This is a genomic window from Pseudomonas sp. JDS28PS106 (assembly GCF_036706555.1).
Taxonomy (GTDB): domain Bacteria; phylum Pseudomonadota; class Gammaproteobacteria; order Pseudomonadales; family Pseudomonadaceae; genus Aquipseudomonas.
In genome coordinates this window covers 496,946-516,432 of record NZ_JBAJGT010000001.1, presented here as the reverse complement: position 1 = coordinate 516,432, position 19,487 = coordinate 496,946, and the positions used below count along the sequence as shown (strand labels likewise).

Genomic DNA, 19,487 nt, shown 5'->3' with positions numbered 1-19,487 from the left:
TCAGCGCGGGGTGCGCTGGCGGGCGGTCTTGAGCAAGTCCTGCGGCGTGATATGCCCGACCACCGGCGCCGACGCGCTGCCCGGCAGCGGCAGGTCCAGAATGTGGCCCTTCATCTTGCCGACCACATGCATTTCGCAAGGCTTGCAGTCGAACTTGAGGGTCAGCACTTCATCACCCTGGATAAGCTGCATTGGCGCCACTTTGGTCCGCACGCCGGTCACGCCCTTGGCCTGCTTGGGGCACAGGTTGAACGAGAAACGCAGGCAGTGCTTGGTGATCATGACCGGCACTTCGCCGGTCTCCTGGTGCGCCTCGTAGGCCGCGTCGATCAACTGCACGCCATGGCGATGGTAGAAGTCCCGCGCTTTCTGGTTATAGACGTTGGCCAGAAACGACAGGTGCGACTCGGGATAGACCGGCGGCGGTGTGGTTTCAGCCTTGCGGCCGCCCCGCGGGTGCGCGGCGATACGAGCCTCGGTCAGCGCTTCCACGGCATCACGGCGCAGGGCCTTGAGCTGTGAATTGGGGATGAAGAACGCCTGCGGCGCATCCAGCTTCACATCGTGGGCGTGATAAATGGTGGTCCCCAGCTGAGTCAGCAGGTCGCGCAACTGATCCAACGCCTGCTCGGGCTTGTTGGCGGCACCGAACGGACCTTCCAGCTGCACGGCAACGCTCACGCCTTCCTCGCTGGTCGCGGTCAGGCTCAGGCGGTCTTCGCGCAGCACGGCATGCCACTGGATACCGATGCGGCGTTCGGCGGACGTGCGCAACAGCGCCTGCTGCCAATTGTGATCCAGGTTACGGTTCAGCGGATGGTTGGGGCGCAGGCGCGACAGCGCGGCCGGCATCTCGTTGGGCTCGACCCTGTAGCGCCAGCGCTTCTCGCCGTCTTCTTCGAATTCGCCCTTGAGTTCGGCGACGTTGGCCCGGAAGCCGACGACTTCACGCTTGATCAGCACGTTGAGGCCGTCGCCGTTGGACAACGGCTCGTGGGTCACGGCAATCAGATCGCGCTTGCCCAGCTTCTCGACGCTGCCCACCGGCAGGCCGGTGAACGTCGGAGTATCGAAGGCGCCGATGTCGATTTTGCGTTCACTGACGAAATAGTCGGTGCTGCCGCGGTGAAAGGTCTTTTCCGGGTCCGGTACGAAGAAATGCGCGGTGCGGCCGCTGGAAGCACGGGCCAGATCCGGACGATCTTCCAGAATTTCGTCGAGGCGCTGACGGTAGTAAGCCGTGATGTTCTTCACGTAGCTCACATCCTTGTAGCGGCCTTCGATCTTGAACGAACGCACGCCGGCTTCCACCAGTGCGCGCAGGTTGGCGCTCTGGTTGTTGTCCTTCATGGACAGCAGGTGCTTTTCGAACGCGACCACCCGACCCTGATCGTCTTTGAGGGTGTAAGGCAGGCGGCAGGCCTGGGAGCAGTCGCCACGGTTGGCGCTGCGACCGTTCTGCGCATGGGAAATGTTGCACTGCCCGGAAAACGCCACGCACAGCGCGCCGTGGATGAAGAATTCGATGGCGGCATCGGTCGCGTCGGCGATCTCGCGGATCTCCTGCAGGTTCAGCTCGCGGGCCAGGACCAGTTGCGAGAAACCGGCCTGGTCGAGAAACTTCGCCCGGCCCAGGGTACGGATGTCGGTCTGGGTGCTGGCATGCAGCTCGATGGGCGGGATGTCCAGTTCCATGACCCCAAGGTCCTGCACGATCAACGCGTCCACACCGGCGTCGTAGAGCTGGTGGATCAGCTTGCGCGCCGGCTCCAGCTCATCGTCGTGCAGGATGGTGTTGATGGTGGTGAAGACCCGCGCGTGATAGCGATGCGCGAAGCTCACCAGCTCGGCGATGTCGCTGACTTCGTTGCAGGCGTTATGCCGCGCACCGAAGCTCGGCCCGCCGATATAAATTGCATCGGCACCATGCAGGATGGCTTCGCGGGCGATGCTGACATCACGGGCGGGGCTGAGCAGTTCAAGGTGGTGCTTGGGTAACGACATGGCGAACGGGATCCGGGAACGGGCAAAGCGCGCATTGTAGAGATACATGCCCTCTGGCGCACGCTTTGCTGGACGGATAGTTACCGATGAAGACCGATGGTCAGCCACGGTCCACGTAGGAGCCAGCTTGCTGGCGAAGGCCTGCAAAGCAGGCCTGACGCAGTCAGCCCGACTCAGAAAACCCCATTCAACGGATACTCCACCGCCAGCCGCACTTGCTGCCCGTCCAGCTCCGCCTGCGCCGTATTGCCGCGATGGACATTGTGCCGCAACGAAAACGCCGTGCCCTTGGCCGGCCCGCCCTGCACGGTGTACCTGGCTTCAAGGTCCCGCTCCCAGTGCCGTCCGCCCTTGCTATAACCCAGGTACGCGTAGCCGCCGCTCGGATCGACGCCGCTGCCGTCGATATGGCTGCCACGAAGGTAGGCCGCGCTCAGCAGCAGTCCCGGCACCCCGAAGCGCTGCATCGACAGATCGTAGCGCGCCTGCCACGAGCGCTCCTGCGGCGCGTTGAAGTCGGACATCTGTACCGCGTTGCCGAGGAAGATCGCGCCACGGGTGACGTAGTCGAAAGGCGTATCGCCCCGCACCCGCTGATGGCCCAGGCTCAGGGTGTGAGCGCCCCAGGCGTAACTGCCCATCAGACTCCAGGTCGTGTTGTCGATCTGCCTGGACAGCGCCTTGCCCTGGTCGGTGGTGCGATACAGATTCAGATTCAGCGACAGTGACTGGTTGTCTCCCAGCGCGTGGCCGAACACCGCGCCCAGGTAATGCTGGTTCCAGGTGTCTTCGTATCGTGAACTGTACAGACTGGCGCTGAAATCAGGGCCGGCGCTCCAGGTCAGTCCGGCCAGATCGACGCTGTTGCCTTTGACGCCGTTGGAGTAGTTCACCACCAGGTCGCCATTGTGGCCGGAAGCGTTACGGTCGGCGCTGGCGGTGAAGTGTCCGGCGACCAGCTTCAACGGCTCGAATTCATGGCTGGCGAGGAATACGCCAGTGGCCGTTTCCGGCAACAGGCGACTGTCCGACGAACTGAATACAGGCGTCTTGACCCGTTGCTCGCCCCAAGTGAGTGTGGTGGAGGAGGCCCGCAACTTCAGCGCCGCACCGCCCCGGTTGTAGGCATCCTGAGGGTGGCCGTCGTTATCCAGAGCGAGCAGGCGCGCCTTGCCCGCCCGTCCGCCGCCGCTGTCCAGTTGCTGTCCATGGTAGAGGTGGGCGTCGACCCCGACGCCGATCAGTCCCTGGGTAAAACCGGACTGAAAGCTGCCCATCAGCCCGTACGCCCATTCCTCGGCCAGATCGCTGCGCGCGGCTCTCGGCTTGAAAGCGTTGCGGGCGGCGCTGTTTTTTCCGCCGTTCAAATAGTCGCGACGATCATAGACCGTGCGATTGAGCAGGCTCCAGCGGCTGTCCTCGATAAAGCCCTGGGCCTGGGACTGTGCCGATTCCGCGCTGGCCAGCGACGGGTGCGCGACGAGCAAGACCAGCGGGGCGAGGTGTTCAAGGCGATATTTGAGGCGGTACACATCAGTTCCTTGGGTGCATGCTCGGGCCCTGTCGGCAGGGGATTACAGCGAACGCAGACGCAGGATTCGCGCGCCGTCGTGCGGGTCCGTCAGCCAGCGGCCTTCCACGCCGAAGGTGATGCGCAGGCGTTCCGGCGTCAGCACTTCGGCCGGCGGGCCGAGGGCGGCCAGTCGGCCCTGATGCATGACGGCCAGGCGGTCGCATTCCAGCGCCTGATTGAGGTCGTGCAGCGCAATCACCGTGGTGATGGGCAACGCGCGAATTAGCCCGAGAATCGTCAGCTGGTGATGAATGTCCAGGTGATTGGTGGGTTCGTCGAGCAGCAGGATCTGCGGTCGCTGCGCCAGGGCCCGGGCGATGTGCGCCCGCTGGCGTTCGCCGCCGGACAAGGTCTGCCAGACCCGGTCGCGCAGCTGGGAAAGGCCGACATCGTACAGCGCCTGATCGACGATGCTGTCATCGCTGACGCTCCAGGGTTCCAGCGCGGACAGCCAGGGCGTACGTCCCAATTCCACGGCATCACGCACCCGGATGCTGTCGCTGGTTTCAGCCTGTTGCTCGACCACGGCGAGCAGGCGCGCGATCTCCCGGCGTTGCATGCTGGCCAGCACCCGACCGTTGAGACGAACCTCGCCCTGGGTCGGCGCGAGGATGCCGGACAACAGTCGTAGCAGAGTAGACTTGCCCGACCCGTTGGGGCCGACGATGCCCAGGGTTTCGCCCGGCGCGATGCTCAGGCTGACATCGCGCAGCAGGAACTGGCCCTTGATGCCATATGACAGGTCCGTACAGCTCAGTGCCGGACCGGCTGGCGCGGCTGCGGGCACGACCGGTTCATGGGGTTGTGGCAGAAAGGCAGTCATCGCATGGGTTTCCCGCGGACGAGGATCAGGGCGAATACCGGTGCACCCACCAGCGCGGTGATGACACCGATGGGCAGGGTCTGGCCCTTGATCAGGGTCCGGGAAATCACGTCCGCGGCGATCAGGAACAGCGCGCCGCACAGGGCGCTTACCGGCACCAGCCGGGTATGCCGCACGCCCACCAGCATGCGCACCGCATGAGGGATCACCAGCCCGACGAAACCGATGGAGCCGGCGATGGACACCATTACTGCCGTCACCAGCGCGGCGCAGGCGATCAGCACGATCTGCACGCGGCGCACCGGGATCCCCAGCGAGGCGGCCGAATCACTGCCGAAGATGAAGGCATCCAGCGCGCGGCGATGCCACAGGCACACCAACAACCCGACCAGCACCACCGGCACTGACAGCCATACCGAATGCCAGCGCACCCCGCTCAGGTTGCCCAACAGCCAGAACATGATGCCCCGGGCCTGTTCGGAACTGGCGGACTTGGTGATCAGGAACGAGGTCAGCGCGTTGAATAACTGCGAACCGGCGATACCCGCCAGGATGATGTGTCCAGCCGCGGTCGTGCCGCGGGACGAGCGGGCGAGCAGGGCGACCAGACTGAACGCCGCCACCGCGCCGGCGAAGGCACCGGCCGAGAGCGAGACGGCGCCCGCGCCCAGACCCAGCACGGCGACCGATACGGCGCCGGTCGACGCCCCGGCTGAAATGCCCAGCAGATAAGGATCGGCCAGCGGATTGCGCAGCAGCGATTGCAGCACCACGCCGGAAATCGCCAGCCCCGCGCCGCAGGCGGCAGCGACTATGGCGCGGGTCAGGCGATAGTTCCAGATGATGCCCTCGTCTATGGGGTCGAGCACGTAGCCCGCGCCCCACAGCTTGTTGGCCAGGGTCTGAAGGATCGCCTCAGGGCCGATCGCCGTCTCGCCGATGGCCGTGCCGGCCAGCACGGCCGCCAGTAGCAGTGCCGTTACCCAGAATGCATGGCCTAGCGCTGCGGAAAATTTCATGGTGCCTTGCTGAACCGGTCGGCCGCGGCAGCGAGTTCTTCGATGCCGGTGAACAGGCGCAGGCTGGCTTGCATGCCATCAGCGTCGATGATCACGATACGGTCGTTCTTCACCGCGTCCATGTTGCGGGTAACCGGGTCAGCCTTGAGAAACTCCAGCTTCTTGCGATAGTCGTCGGCCGGAAAGCGGCGGCGGTCCATACGCGCGATCACCAGAATGCTCGGGTTGGCCTTGGCGATGGTTTCCCAGCCCACGGTCGGCCACTCTTCATCGGACTCGACGATGTTGCGCATGCCAAGGCTCTTGAGCATGAAGTCCGGGATGCCCTTGCGACCGGCGACGTAGGGGTCGATGTCCAGATCGGCGCTGGAGAACCAGAACACCGCCGACACGTCCTTGTCATGGTTGCGCTGGACGTTGGCCAGGGCGTTTTTCAGACGCTCTTGCAACTGCGCCACCAGCGCCTGGCCGCGCTCCTGGACGTCGAAGATCTGCGCCAGTTGCTCGATGCTGGTGTAGATCGACTCAATGCGAAACGGCTCCAGGCGCGTGCCATCCGCGCCGACCAGATTGTCCTTGCCTTCGCAGTCGGACGGCATGATGTAAGTGGGAATCTTCAGGTCATGGAATTGCTCGCGGGTGCCGACCACGCCCTGGGGGCCGACCATCCATTCCAGCTGCACCGCGACCAGACCGGGGCGCTTGCCGATGACCGACTCGAAGCTGGGGTCGTTGTCGGCCAGACGTTCCACTTTGTCGTTCTGCGCCTTGAAGCGCGGCAGCACGTCATTGAACCAGAGTGAGGTTCCGACCAGCCGGTCGCCCAGGCCCAGTTCGTAGAGCATTTCCGTGCCAGCCTGACCGATGGTGACCGCGCGCTGAGGCGCCCGCTCGAACGTCAGCGGCATGCCGCAGTTCTGCAGTGTCAGGGGGTAATGAGTGGGTGCGGCGGCCACGAGCGACGAAAAACCGGTGGCGCCGATGAGCGCTGCGATCAGGACGGCGAAGCGGGGCAGGGACATGAATGCGATCTCCTATCGTACGTGTGCAGGACGCAAGGTACATGCAGGAAACACATCCCAGGCCAGTGCCGTGCAGGCAAGGCAAGACGAAGCGCAGAAAGAGCGCGCGGAGATGTCCTTCCCGGACACCCCGCCGGTCAGTGTTTGCAGCAGGTCGGCAGGTCTCCTGACTGGCACGTCATCGCCCGGTTCCGGCCTTCCCGGGTCGCCCCAGTGGCTTGCAGATGCTTCGGAACAGGCTCGGTGCCTACAGTTGCGGGGGCAGTTTCGTTTGCGCCTCGGCTGAGCGAAGCGCGCGAATTCCCTGTTAGTTCCTCTCGGAAACCGACGGGGCGCGATGGTAAACGATCAGCCTTGACCTGGCTAATGCTTTGCGCCGGAGACTGCCGATGCCGCGCCCGACGTGCTATTTATGGTGGGCCTATCAACCGATCGAGCAGGTGAAATCCGTGGAAGCACTACGAGAAGCCTTCGCCCAGGCCGTCCGCGAAGACGTGAAGAAGTGTCACGAGGCCGGCTACCATTTTCCCCGGTGGGAGAAAATGGTCGATGAGCAGCACCCGGTGGACGTTGCCATTCATTTCATCGTCTCCGGCCAGTTCCAGGACGGATTCAAACGTCTGGTTCGCGAAGGGCGGGAAGACCTGACGATGGAATCGCTGATGTTGCAACCAAGGTTTGCACCTCTGTTCACCAAAGATCTGCTGGACGTCGCCTTGTGGCGCCTGCGCACCGTGGCCTGGGAAGGCTGAGCGCCGACAGGCCTTATCGCCAGCAAGCTGGCTCCTACCCGGTCCCGTAGGAGCCAGCTTGCTGGCGATGTGCCCGCTGCGAATCCGGCAACTCCACCGTCCTGTCGAACAACCGGCCCACGTTCGGCTGGTGGCTGATGCCAACGACCAGCGTGCCGGGCAGCGCGCGTCGCAGTTTGCCCAGCAACTCGCAGGCGCTGGCGTCATCGAGCTGGTTGGTCGCTTCGTCCAGATAAAGCGTCTGCGGCGCATACAGAAGTGCGCGAGCAAGTCCGAGCCGTTGCTGCTCGCCACCGGACAGCTGACGTGGCCACTCGCATTGCTCATCCAGTCGCTCCGCCAGCTGCGCCAGCCCGACCTCGCGCAGGACTTCCACCAGCCGCGTATCCGGCGGACATTGCGCCGCCGGGTACGCCAGCAATTCGCGCAACGGCAAAGTCGGCAGGTACGGTTGCTGAGGAATCAGCAGGCTAGGCCCTTCACGCAGCGTCCAGTGACCCCGGTAGTACGGCCAGAGCCCGTGCAGGGTGCGCAACAGCGTAGACTTGCCCAGCCCGCTGCGCCCGGCAATTTGCAGCCATTCGCCCGCGTGGCCGGCAAGGTTCAGGTCGTCGAGCAGCACGCTGCCGTCAGGCTGGTGGATCTGTAAATGCTCGACCCGCAAAACCTGCGCCCGGTCAATCGGCCGTACCTGGGCCCTGGTGGCCTCGATGGCCTGATGGAACTGGCCAACCCGCTCTACCGTCGCACTCCATGCGGCCAGGCGAGGGTACATTTCGATGAACCAGCTCAGCGAGCCTTGCACGGCCGTGAAGGCGCTGCGGATCTGCATCAGCCCGCCCAGGGTGATGGTCTTGGCGAGAAAGGCAGGCAGGGCGGCGAACACCGGAATGATCCGGCTTACCCGGTCATAGCTGACCGTGAAGAATTGCAGCTTGCGCATGCGTTCCATCAGTTGCCACCAATTGCCGGCGATGCGCTCGAAACGCTCGGCCAGTTGACGCTTCTCTACCGCCTCGCCTCGATAGAGCGCGATCTGCTCGGCGTGGTCGCGCTTGCGCAGCAGGCTGGCGCGAAAGTCCGCTTCGAAGCGCTGCTGCTGGTAATCCAGTGGCTGCAACGGGCGGCCCAGAAAGTGGGTGAAGGCCGTGCCCAGCGCCGTGTAGAGAATCGCGATCCACAGCAGATACCCGTGAATGACGACGGGCTGGCCCAGCAGCTCGAATTCGAGCACGCCCGACAGGTTCCACAGCACCATGGCGAAGGCGCCGACCTGCGCCACGTTGATGACGAACGAGGCGAGCAATTGCACGCTACGGTCGACCAACAGGTCGATATCCTCGGCGATGCGCTGGTCAGGGTTGTCCGGCTCGCCTTTAAGCCCCAGCCGATAGTAGGCCTGGCCCTGCATCCAGGCGTCGATGGTGCTCTGGGTCATCGCCCGCCGCCAGCGCAGCACCAGTGCCTTTCGCAGCCACTCCAGGTAGACGACGATCAGCACGTAGGCCGCGATGTACAGCGAATACTGGCCCATGAGTGAATAAAGTTCATCGGTCTTGAACTCCCCGAGCGTGTCGTAGAAGGTCTTGCTCCAGGCGTTGATCCAGACGTTGATCTGTACCACGAGCAGGCCCATGCCGATGACGCTGGCCAGCAAGACCCACGACAGCCATTGGCGTCGGTCAAGCCAGTAAGGGCTTGCCAGCCGGTAGAAGGTTTTGAGGGTTTTCACGGAGCGACTTTCCCTGCTGTTGCCGGCAGCAGGCGCAGCGTTACCCGATTGGCAGCGTCGAACAGCTCGCCCGCCAGACGCTGGAGCGCCGGTTGTGTCAGCGCCTCGGTCAGGTTCTGCTGCCGGCTTAGATAACGTGGATCGCCCCAGCGCCGGTCGCTGAGAATGAGGCGCCGCAGTTGGGTCTGATCGTCGGCCTGACGCAGTCGCTCCTGCTGCTTGAGATTCGCCCGGGCGACCGCGACGTCTCTGGCATCGATGGCGCCGGGTAACCCTGCCAGCGTGGTCTGCGCCAGATGCCACAGCTCGTCGATCCGCGCCGGATCGCTGGTGAAGCTGAGGCGGCTTTCGATGCGCTCGCTGTGCGGGTCCAGGGTGGTGTCGAAGACGAGGCTGTAGATGCCCCCGGCCTCGCCGCGCAGTTGGCGTTTCAGCGCGGCATTGGCGATGTCCTTCAGCGCCGCCACGCGGGCCGCGTCCTCGGGCGTCCAGGCGTGTGGGTGAAAGGCATGGGCCTGCAGCGTTGCGCGCGGTTCGACGGCGATGGCCAGCGTATCTTCACGTCGGCCCGGCAACGGCTTCGGGGTCACGGCCTGCCACGCGGCGCCTCGGGGAATGTTCGCCAGCTGCTGCTCGACCAGCGGGGCAAGCGTCGCCGCATCAACGTCCGCCATCAGGTAGTAGGTCGCGGGTGACCGACTCAGTCGTTGCCAGTCTTCATTCAGATCTTCTGCTTGCAGCGCCTGCAATTGCTCCGCGGTCGGCTCCTCCCAGTCTTCGCGTCCGAAACGCAGGACCCGGAGCGCCGTATCCTGCTGCTCGCGCACGCTGTCGCCTCGCCTTGCCTGGCGCTCGACCAAGGCATCCCGCGCGGCCTCGGCGGCCTGCGGCTCGATCACGGTCGAGGTCTGATTCATCCGGTAGGTTTCCAGCAGACTGCGCAGACGTTCCTCGACCGGCAACTGCTGTTTCGCCTCCAGCGTCGACAGGTCGATCTGCAGCCGTCCTGCGGTCTGATCGAGGCCGAAACTTACGCCCCGTTCGGTCCGCCAACGGCGCATCTGGCTGTCGCTCCAGCCGTGCGGCGCGCTCTGTCCGGCAAGCTGAGCCGCCATCTGGCTTCGCCAGGCGGGCAGGGCGGGGCTGTGGAAGCCGGCGCTGGAATCGACCTGCATCATCAAGCGGCCGTCCGTGCTCTTGCGCTTGAGCCACACCAGACGGTCACCGTTGCTCAGCTGCCAGTACTCGACCTGCTCGGCCTCGAAGGCGCGGCGCGAGGTAATCTTCCCGGCCGGAAAGGGAGCAGGCACGGTCGGCAGCGCTTCGGGTTGCGCCGTGATATCGGCTGGTTTCAGCTGCGGCGGCGCCAGTTCGGCGTCGGCGATCTGCTGTTGCAAGGCTTCCACGGCGGCCACCTCTGGCAGAACCAGCGGCGAGGTCCCAGGCGCGCTCAATTGCAGTACGCGGTCGCGGCTGTCGGTCCAGCGCTTCAACCGGCGATCCAGGTCGCGCACCTCGATGCTGTCCAGAACCTCCAGATGTTGGCGGGCGATATCCTGTTTGCTCAGCAGGACCTTGTCTTGCGTGACGGAGTCGTTCAAATCCCGGACCCACTGTTCGAACCCGCGGGGCTGTTCCTTGCTCAGCATGCGTTCGGCAATGGCGCGGATCTTGTCCTTTTCACTTTGCAGGACGGCGGCTGACAGCCCAAAGCGTCGGGCGCGCTCGATCTCGCTCAGCAATTGGCGAAGCGCGGCCTCATGGGCCGCACCCTGCACGCCGGCTGCGATGCCAAGCACGCTGGAGTGCTCGCCGATCAGGCTTTTCTGCACGGTCAGGCTACGCACGCCTTCTTCCAGGGATTGGTCGCGCAGTTGATTCAGCAGAACCGTCAGGGTCAGTCGGTCGATCAGACGCTCGCGCAGGCCGTCCAGGGTCGAAGCACGGCTGGCCGGTTCATGCAGGCGAAACAGCAGCGCCACCTGATTGCTGCCGCTCTGGCTGTCCTGCAGGCGTACGATCTTGAGCTTGTCGTCCAGAGGCAGCTCGCGATAGGAGCGGTCCGGCAGTTCGCCGGCGCGGGCTTGGCCGAACCAGTGATTGATACGCGCGGGAAGCGTGGCGGGGTCGATGTCACCGACCACGGTCAGGACCATGTTGTTGGGCACATACCAGCGCTTCTGGAAGGCCTGCAGGTTGCCAAGGCGAGCCGAGCGGATGGCGCCTTCGTTGCCGATGGTGCGGTGCGCGGGATAGCGTGAGCCCATGCGCTGCGACGCCGTGCGCTGGTCGTTCATGCGCTGCGCCACGCCCAGGCCGCCACGCCATTCTTCGATGACGATCGGGCGCTCGCGCTCCAGGTTTGCGGCATCGTAGTCGCCGGCCAGGGTCAGGGTCGACAAGGCCTGCAAGCTCCGGTCGAGCTGCGCGGCACCGGTGGTGGGGCTGAGCAGATACTGGGTGCGGTCGTAGCTGGTCATAGCATTGTAATGACGCCCCTGCACCCAGCCCCAGCGATTCATCAGGGTCCGGATATTGTCCTGCTGCCCCGCACGACTGTAGAAGTTCAGGTGTTCGACCATGTGGGCCACGCCTACCTGATCGTCGGTTTCGTCGACCGAGCCTGCCTTCACGGTCAGGCGCAGGTCGATCCGTCCGGGTTGCGAAGCTTCGCGCACCAGACGGTATTCAAGACCGTTGCCAAGCTGGCCGCGGGTGATCCGCGGGTCCCAGGTCTGTTGTTGCGGGTGGCCACCAAACTGCGCGCACGCGGTGAGCGTCAGCAGCCCGGTCAGGCTCATGATCAGATACTTCATCAGGGTTCTCGGTTCAGGTGTTCAGACAGTCCCGCTCAGAAGCGGTAACCCACTTCCAGCCAGTACTGGCGGCCAACTTCATAGGTCGTTCCGGCGTTGGCGCGGCTGCTGACGATGGGATTGACCCGGTCGGCGACATTGGTCACGTCGACCGCGACGAAAACCGCCTCATCCCGCCCGGTGGGCAGCTCCCAGTCCAGACGCATGTCCCAGGTGGGCGCGGCGTCGACCCGCGCGGTCTCGTACACCGCGACGTCCTGGCCGTCGATCTGCACCTCGTCGCCGGTATCGATGATCTGGTCGTAGGCCCCGCGGTACCTGAAAAAATTGCTCCAGGTCAGATGCCATTGCGGGATTTCGGTGATGGTCGTCATCCGTGCGGTCCATGGCCGGTTGAAGTTGCTGGCGGGCAGTTCGCTGTACTTCATCAGGTTGCCGTCGTAGAGCACTTCATCGTTGCTCAACTGCTCGGCGTTGATCGCGTCCTCGTAGGTGCCGTAGGCGTCCTTGGTGCGCGACCAGTCGAACGCCAGTTGCACGCTGGTGCGGGTGCCCATGAGCTTGAGTTCGTTGAGCGGAGTAATGCTCAGCGTGACGTTGTCGCTCTCGCTGCGGCCTTCGTTGGTGTATGTGTAGTACTCGGTCTTGTAACCGTCCGCTGCCGGCAGTCCCTGAACACGTGCCAGCGAGCGGTTGATCTTGTCGCGCCCCTTGCGGTTGACGTATTTGAGGCGGAAGTCGGTGTCCAGCCAGCGCTGATCTACGCCAAGGGTCAACTCGTCGTCGTAGGGAATGTCCAGCGTCGAGAATTTGCTCAGGCCGCCTTGCCGGGTGCCGGTCCAGTCGGCGGTCAGGCTCCTGCGGGTATAGTCGGTCAGCAGCGAGTTGCGACCGTCGGCCAGGCGGTACTTGTAGAGGTTGCGGCCGTAATAACGGTTGGCGCCGAATACCAGCACCGTGCTGCGGTCGCCGAACAGGTCATAGTCGCCAGAGAAGCGGGGCGCGACGGTCTTCTTCTCCATGTAATCGTCACCTTCCAGACGCACGCCCGGCCGCAAGGTCAACTGGCCCCACTGGATCTTGTCCTGAATGAAAAAAGCGTACTTGTTCTCGGTAATCTCAATCTTGCCCGCGCCGTACTCGGTTTTGCGATTGGCGTACTGGCGTCTGGAGCCGTTGAGCAACGGGCTGACCGAGCACAGGCTGTCGCCCGCGCAGGTGGTGCCGTTGTCCCGGGTGAAACCGGTGACGGCATTGACCGCCTGCGTTCTTTCCCATGTCGCGATCTGGTGGGACAGCTCCAGGCCAGTGGTCAGGCTGTGCTCGGTGCCTGCCAGTTGCAGCGGCAGCCAGTCGGCCTTGGTGGTGTAGGTGATGCCGCGCTGGGTCTGTTCCAGATCGCCGAACGCGCCTTCGGCGCTGCGCGCATTGTTGGAGTTCGGATTGCCCCAGTTCTTGGCGTCCGAGTAGTACCAGTTGATGTAGTCACTGGATTCCGAGTCGCGAGAGCTGGTGAGGTTGGTCACCGCCAGCTTGTGGGTCCAGGTGGCGTTGTCGGCCAGCCAGGTGCCCTTGACCGAACCCTGCCAGCCGCCGCCTTCGTTGACAAAACCCCCGTCGCGCCGGTCGGCGTAGAAAAAGGCGTTCTCCTGAGGTGCATAGGTCAGCGAAGTATCGAGCGTCAGCCGGTCGTTGACGTTCCAGTAGGTCTTGAGCAGGTAGTTGTCGATACGCCGCGTCTGGTCTTTGCTGTTGTCGCCCGTCGGGCTTTCATAGCCGTCCGCGTAGCCGTTCAGGCCGATCCTCGAGCGCTTTTGCGAGAAGTTGAGGATCGCGCCGAAGTCTTCGGTCAAGTGGCCTTCGAGGGTGCCGCGTACCGTGGTCTTCTCGAACTCGGGCTGGTACTGCTCGTCCGAGGTGTTGGCGAAGTTTTCCTTGTCGTCGCCGCTGATGTGGTACTCGGTCCACTCGGAGCGGGTCATGGATGCGGAGATCTTGCCATGCAGCGCCTGGGTCGGCTTGCGGGTAATGGCATCGACCACGCCGCCGTTGAAACCGCCGTATTCGGCCGGCACGTTGCTGTCGTAGACCCGCACTTCTTCGAGCAGGTCGGCATCCAGGGCGATGCCATGGGAACGACTGGGCGCCGAGTCGAACTGACGCACCGAGTTGTAGCTGTGCTCGCCGGGGTCCAGATCGTTGTTGATCGAGATCCCGTCGATCATGAAATTGTTCTGGTAGTACTTGGCGCCGTTGATGCTGATATCCGCCGGGTCGATCTCGCCGGGGGCGTTGGAGCTTTGCTGGGCGTTGTTGAACTGCACGCTGGGGTGCATGCGCAACAGGGTAGTGATGTCGCCATTGGCGCCGGGGAATGCCTGGATCGCTTTGCGGCCGATGACGGTCTCGCCCTGGAAGGCGTTTTCCTCGGGATTGCCCAGGACCACTGTGTTCTGCAGCTCCATCGGTGCATCGAAGACCTGCCGGCGCGCCAGCTCGAATACCAGCGTGCCCTGTTCGTAGCGCCATTCCACGCCGCTGCCGGACAGCAGTGCGCCCAAGGCCTGCTCGCTGCTCATCCGGCCCTTGACCGCCTGGGAGTAGCGGCTGGCGACAAGCCCGGGGTCGACCGACACCTGCAACCCGCTCTGCTGGCCGAAGCTGATCAGCGCACTGTCGAGGGGCTGCACCGAGATATCGAAACTGCGCAGGCTTTGCAGCATCGGCTCGCGCTCACTGACGGAATCGGCGGCGTGGACGCTGTGGCTGACGAATGCCCAGCACAGGCCGAAGGCACCCAGTCGGGTGGCATGATTCAGGTGCTTGCGGATCGCGGCGCTCAGGCTGAGCGGCTGATCGATGGTCGGTGTCATCCCGTGTCCCTATACGAGCCTTGGCTCGCAGTCATTGAATGAGAATTGATCTCAATGTTTCGTGCGAGTCAAAGGACGGGACAGCAGAAATTTTTTTCAGAAAAAACCGAAAAATTTTTCGGTTTTTTATCGGGCGCTTGCAGAAGCAGTGACGGGCTGGCGATCCAGCACGGTCAGCCAGGGAGTCCACTGATCGAGCCTGACGCCGTGAGGCTGCGCCATCGCGCGCAATGCGGCCTGGGGATTGCGGATGTCATAGACGCCGGTGATGCGCAATTCGGCCAGTTTTTCATTCCTGAGCCAGATCTTGCCCGGTATGTAGCGCTGCAGCTCGGCGACCATGTCACCCAGCCGCGCATTGTCGGCGACCAGCTGTCCATTGCGCCAGGTGGCGACGCGGCTGGCCGGCTGTCGGTCGAGCCGCGTGTTCCAGGCGTCACGGTCATAGTCCAACCGCTGTCCGGCAACCAGACCAGGGCTGAGCACGCGGGTTGAATCATGCTCGCTGACCTTGACCGAACCATGTTCGACCGCGACTTCGATGGCACTGGCTTCAAGATCGACGTTGAAGGCCGTGCCGGTGACGGTTACGTCCAGTTCTTGCGCGTGGACTTTGAACGGGCGCGCCGGATCAGGCCGGACTTCGAAAAAGGCTTGTCCCCGAAGCAGGCGGACGTCGCGCTCGCCCTGGGTAAAAGCCACGGCGAGAGCGCTGTCCGCATCGAGAAACGCGCGGCTTCCGTCAGGCAACTCAATGGTGCGCCGCTCGTTTTGAGCAGTCCGGTAATCCGCTTCGAGTGCAAGACGGAGCGTTGGAGTGATCGCGACGACCAGACACGCTGCCAGTGCGAGCCCGGCGGCCCAGGCCCGCGAACGACGACGTCCGGTACGCGGTGGAGCGGGATGCTGAGCCGGTGCGGTATTCGCGCCCGGGACTGCTGCCGGTTCGGGAATCGGCGGCCACTTGTCCGAGGTGCTCGGCGCAAGCCGGCCGGTAAGCTGCCAGACACGTTCGGCGCGACGCCAGGCCTCGGCGTTTTCCGGGCTCGCGTCGCGCCAGTCCTTGAGCTCCGCCTGAAGCTGCTGGTCATCCGGCGCCTGGCGCGCGCGCAGCAGCCAGTCCATGGCGATGTCCAGATGAGCTTGGCGAGGTTCGGCTTGCGGCATGTCCGGCAAGGCTCCAGCGGCGGAAGAGGGCGACAAGGGTTGCACAGGTACACTTCCCTGAGCAAAGGACGTTTGGTCCGGCGATTTTTTCACCGGCGCCGAAGATGTGCCTTTGGCCGCATCAGTCATGGCCGCGGACCAGCCAGGCCACGCAGTGACTCAAGGCGTCGTGCACCAGTTGATGTGTGAGTCCGACGGAGATGCCCAGGGCGGCGGCGATCTGCTGCAGGGTATATCCCCCGAGTCGATGCATTTCGAACGCCATGCGGGTGCGTTCCGGCAACTGCGCCAGCGCGTCGGCGATCTGTTGCAGTTCATCGCAACTGACGGCGTCCTGTTCAGGCGACGCGCTGCCGGCCGGCATCTGCGCCAGCAGGCTGTCACCGTCGGGCTGGCGTCTTTCGGTGGCGATGCTGCGGGTCAGATCCAGCGCCAGGTTGCGTACGATCCGGTACAGGTAACCGACCGGATTGTTGATCGCCAGACCAGGATCCTGTCGACCATTGAAGCGCAGCCAGGCCTCCTGCACCACGTCCTCGGCACGCGCGCGACAGCCGACAATAGGTGCGGCGTAATCCACCAGCGCCGATCGATGGGCCAGGTAAAGGTCGAGTTTATCGGCAGACGAATCCAAGGACGTTGGCGCTCGCGGGTTGCGGGTTTCGCATCGACGACACGATGCCTTACCCGAATGCGCGCATCCTACCTGTATTCGAGAATCATTACCAAATGAGATGTGATCCCGCATACGCTGTCGCAAGCGCATGCGGGGCAGGCAGGGTCAGAAGATGTAGTCGGTCGTCAGAAAGGTGGATTCGCGGTTGCGGATGATGTCGCTGACCAGCGTCTTGTTGCTCTCCTGGAACTTGGTGGCGACCAGGGTGCGGATGGAAAAGACCCGCAGCGCGTCGTGTACCGAGAGCGTGCCTTCGGCGGAGTTCTTGCGTCCGTTGAACGGGTATTGATCCGGGCCGCGCTGGCACTGCGCGTTGATGTTGATTCGGCCCACCTGATTGGCAAAGGCGTCCACCAGCCGGCCCACCTCCCTGGAGTCGTTGCCGAAGATACTCAGCTGCTGTCCGTAGTCGGAGTCCAGCACGTAATCGATCACTGTATTCAGGTCACGGTACGGCGCCACCGGCACCACCGGACCGAACTGTTCTTCGTGATAGACCCGCATCTCCGGAGACACCGGATACAGCAGAGCGGGGTAGAAGAAGCTCTCGCAGGACTGCGCGCCGCCGGTGTTCACCACCTTGGCACCCTTGCCGATGGCGTCGGCCACCAGGCCCTGAAGATAATCGGTCTTGCCCGGCTCCGGCAGCGGCGTCAAAGCGACATCCGGCTCCCACGGCATGCCCGGCTTGAGCTTGGCGAGCCTGTTCTGGAATTTTTCGAGGAAGGCCTCGACCACGTCTTCATGCACGAACAGGATCTTGAGCGCCGTGCAGCGCTGGCCATTGAATGACAGCGAACCGGTCACCGCCTCGGCGACCGCGTTGTCGAGGTCCACATCCGGTAGCACGATGCCGGGGTTCTTGGCGTCCAGGCCGAGGGCGGCGCGCAAACGATGCGGGCGAGGGTGAAGCTTCTTCAAGGCACTGGCGGCCTTGTTGGTGCCGATAAAGGCAAAGATGTCGATCATGCCGCTGGCCATCAGCGCGCTGACCGTATCGCGACCGCTGCCGTAGATCACGTTGATCACGCCTGCGGGGAAGCTGTCGCGGAATGCCTCCAGCAGCGGACGGATCAGCAGCACGCCGAACTTGGCCGGCTTGAACACCACGGTGTTGCCCATGATCAGCGCCGGAATCAGCGTGGTGAACGTCTCGTTCAGCGGATAGTTGTACGGCCCCATGCACAGGGTCACCCCGAACGGCACGCGGCGGATCTGCCCGAGCGTGTCCTGTTCCAGCTCGAAGCGGCTGGAGCGGCGATCCAGCTCCTTGAGGGCATTGATGGTGTCGACGATGTAATCGCAGGTGCGATCGAACTCCTTTTCGGAATCCTTGAGATTCTTGCCGATTTCCCACATCAGCAGGTTGACCACCGCAGTGCGCTGCTCGCGCATCCGCTTGAGAAAGGTCTCCACGTGGCCGATACGCTCGGCCACGCGCATGGTCGGCCAGCGACCCTGGCCGCGATCATACGCCTGCACCGCGGCATCGAGCGCGGTCATCGCAGTCTGCGCATCCAGCAGCGGCGTACTGCCCAGAATCACCGGCGCAAGGCTTGTGCTGTCGCGCAGACAGACCGGACTGCGCACCGGCGCCAAGGCACCGTTCCAGACCCGAAGCTCGCCGTTGACCAGGTATTCACGCTGTTCGATCGGCTCGCCCGGCCGATACGTTTCAGGGATGTCATCGACGGTCGGGAAGAGATTGGCAAGACTGTTGAGCAGCGGCATGGGGTTCACCTCGTCACAGTGGGTTGAGCGTAGCCTGGGAAAGTACCACCACACTACGCCTCTGCGAGCCGGTCATGAATCCATTCAGCGCCAAGCCCCGGAAATGTATAAGAATTTTTTTCTACAACCCGCTTGACTTAGTTTTTTGACGCAGTAAGATAGCGCTCATTCCGCGATAGCTCAGTTGGTAGAGCAAGTGACTGTTAATCACTGGGTCCCTGGTTCGAGTCCAGGTCGTGGAGCCACTTTAGATTCAAGACGTTGCGCGAGCGTGTAGGATAAGTCCTCACGCTCGCGTTTTCGTTTGCGTCAGATAAAGCGCCTGACCGGCAGTTGGAAAGACGCCTTGTATCATACCTCGAAGCACCATTCTCCGCTGGCCCTGGTCACGCAACGCTGCCTCTGGTCACTTGATCCGAGGCCAGCAATATGAAACTCGCATCTATTGTTTCGACCAAAGGCGTACCGAGCAACATTACGGTCATCGCCAGTCTTCGCGTCTTCTGCGCCGGGTCCAGTCTCCGCACTGATGCACATCACTGGTGAACTGCTTCCAGACTTGGGGCAGGGCAAGCCTTCATGCTGTTCCCGTCCCGGTGGTAGGTCAGTCGGTCATTTCTGCAGCGATCGAGGCGGGCAGCGGTGTCAACATACGACCCTGGCGTTAAATCGAAAAGGCAGTCATCGACCGACTTAACAGCGGCGTATCCGAATTCAAAAGCCGCCATCATGGCTGCATGGACATGCGCAGCCGGTACCGTTACGCCGCCGAATGATAACTCAAGCGTCGCACAGGCGTCATGGATCACAGTCACCGGATACCCCATATCGGCTGCGGCTCTCACGACAGCGTCAATGCACATATGGCTCATAGCGCCGACCACCACGACTTGCTCGACGCCATGAGCATCGAGCTGGCGTTTAAGATCGGTGTTTCGAAAGGAGTTGATGTGGTTTTTGACGATTACAGGTTCACCTGCGGCGGCGGCTACTTCAGGCTGGATCTCTACCCCGGCCGATCCTTTAACGAAGATCGGCGCGTCGCTGTCGTCAAACTCATGACGAATGTGGAATACCGGACAATCCGAGCTGCGAGCATGCGCTATGACGCGCGCGGCGTTGGCGACAGCTGCCTCAATGCCGGACAGGGCAATTTTCCGGTAGGCAGATACTCGTTTTGCAAGTCTACGACGATAAGGCCCTGTTTCATGCTGACTCTCCTCGTTAGTATTTGATTGCGGTGCGCGCCCCTCGACGAGCGGGCGCGGGCACCCTGCTGCTTCAAGCCGCTTGTGCCAG

The 19,487-nt window shown here is 63.2% G+C and carries 12 protein-coding genes, 1 tRNA gene, 1 pseudogene and 1 riboswitch; of the genes and pseudogenes, 2 read left to right on the top strand and 12 right to left on the bottom strand.

All coding sequences use genetic code 11. The features are described from left to right. The 5 genes from TRP66_RS02190 to TRP66_RS02170 all read right to left on the bottom strand — a co-directional run bounded on the left by TRP66_RS02190 (position 1) and on the right by TRP66_RS02170 (position 6,441). A complete protein-coding gene (locus TRP66_RS02190; RefSeq protein ID WP_333399678.1) occupies positions 1-2,004 on the bottom strand; it encodes a peptidase U32 family protein in 2,004 nt (667 codons plus the stop codon). 173 nt (positions 2,005-2,177) lie between these two features. Beyond that, positions 2,178-3,497 (bottom strand): OprD family porin, encoded by a 1,320-nt coding sequence (locus tag TRP66_RS02185; RefSeq protein WP_333399887.1) that lies wholly within the window; start codon positions 3,495-3,497, stop codon positions 2,178-2,180. An 81-nt stretch (positions 3,498-3,578) separates the two neighbouring features. Beyond that, positions 3,579-4,400 (bottom strand): ABC transporter ATP-binding protein, encoded by an 822-nt coding sequence (locus TRP66_RS02180; RefSeq protein WP_333399677.1) that lies wholly within the window; start codon positions 4,398-4,400, stop codon positions 3,579-3,581. Next, positions 4,397-5,419, bottom strand: coding sequence for a FecCD family ABC transporter permease (locus TRP66_RS02175; protein WP_333399676.1), 1,023 nt, complete (start codon positions 5,417-5,419; stop codon positions 4,397-4,399). Before TRP66_RS02175 ends, TRP66_RS02180 begins: the two co-directional genes overlap by 4 nt. After that, complete coding sequence (locus TRP66_RS02170; protein ID WP_333399675.1) at positions 5,416-6,441, bottom strand: ABC transporter substrate-binding protein; 1,026 nt, start codon at positions 6,439-6,441, stop codon at positions 5,416-5,418. The genes TRP66_RS02175 and TRP66_RS02170 overlap by 4 nt, the downstream gene beginning before the upstream one ends. A 139-nt stretch (positions 6,442-6,580) precedes the next feature. After that, positions 6,581-6,785, bottom strand: a riboswitch (cobalamin riboswitch). Between the two features lie 105 nt (positions 6,786-6,890). Between TRP66_RS02170 and TRP66_RS02165 the strand changes: the two genes are divergently transcribed. After that, a complete protein-coding gene (locus tag TRP66_RS02165; RefSeq protein WP_333399674.1) occupies positions 6,891-7,193 on the top strand; it encodes a hypothetical protein in 303 nt (100 codons plus the stop codon). A gap of 34 nt (positions 7,194-7,227) precedes the next feature. Here the strand turns inward: TRP66_RS02165 and TRP66_RS02160 are convergent, their stop codons facing one another. The 6 genes from TRP66_RS02160 to TRP66_RS02135 form a co-directional block, all read right to left on the bottom strand. Further along, a complete protein-coding gene (locus TRP66_RS02160; protein WP_333399673.1) occupies positions 7,228-8,925 on the bottom strand; it encodes an ABC transporter ATP-binding protein/permease in 1,698 nt (565 codons plus the stop codon). After that, positions 8,922-11,741 (bottom strand): M16 family metallopeptidase, encoded by a 2,820-nt coding sequence (locus TRP66_RS02155; RefSeq protein ID WP_333399672.1) that lies wholly within the window; start codon positions 11,739-11,741, stop codon positions 8,922-8,924. Before TRP66_RS02155 ends, TRP66_RS02160 begins: the two co-directional genes overlap by 4 nt. A 35-nt stretch (positions 11,742-11,776) precedes the next feature. Then, positions 11,777-14,614: a TonB-dependent receptor gene (locus tag TRP66_RS02150; protein ID WP_333399671.1), complete on the bottom strand. Its 2,838-nt coding sequence runs from the start codon at positions 14,612-14,614 to the stop codon at positions 11,777-11,779. 126 nt (positions 14,615-14,740) lie between these two features. After that, positions 14,741-15,781, bottom strand: a complete 1,041-nt coding sequence (locus TRP66_RS02145) for a FecR family protein (protein WP_333399670.1) — start codon at positions 15,779-15,781, stop codon at positions 14,741-14,743. A gap of 121 nt (positions 15,782-15,902) precedes the next feature. Beyond that, positions 15,903-16,415, bottom strand: coding sequence for a sigma-70 family RNA polymerase sigma factor (locus tag TRP66_RS02140; protein WP_333399669.1), 513 nt, complete (start codon positions 16,413-16,415; stop codon positions 15,903-15,905). A gap of 147 nt (positions 16,416-16,562) precedes the next feature. Then, complete coding sequence (locus TRP66_RS02135; RefSeq protein ID WP_333399668.1) at positions 16,563-18,188, bottom strand: NADP-dependent glyceraldehyde-3-phosphate dehydrogenase; 1,626 nt, start codon at positions 18,186-18,188, stop codon at positions 16,563-16,565. Positions 18,189-18,357: 169 nt separating this feature from the next. Here TRP66_RS02135 and TRP66_RS02130 point away from each other — a divergent pair. Then, a tRNA-Asn gene (locus tag TRP66_RS02130) sits at positions 18,358-18,433 on the top strand. A gap of 429 nt (positions 18,434-18,862) precedes the next feature. On the opposite strand, the pseudogene TRP66_RS02125 reads toward TRP66_RS02130, so the two are convergent. Next, positions 18,863-19,398, bottom strand: a pseudogene (locus tag TRP66_RS02125) (cysteine hydrolase family protein); the annotation flags it as partial. Between the last annotated feature and the right edge of the window lie 89 nt (positions 19,399-19,487).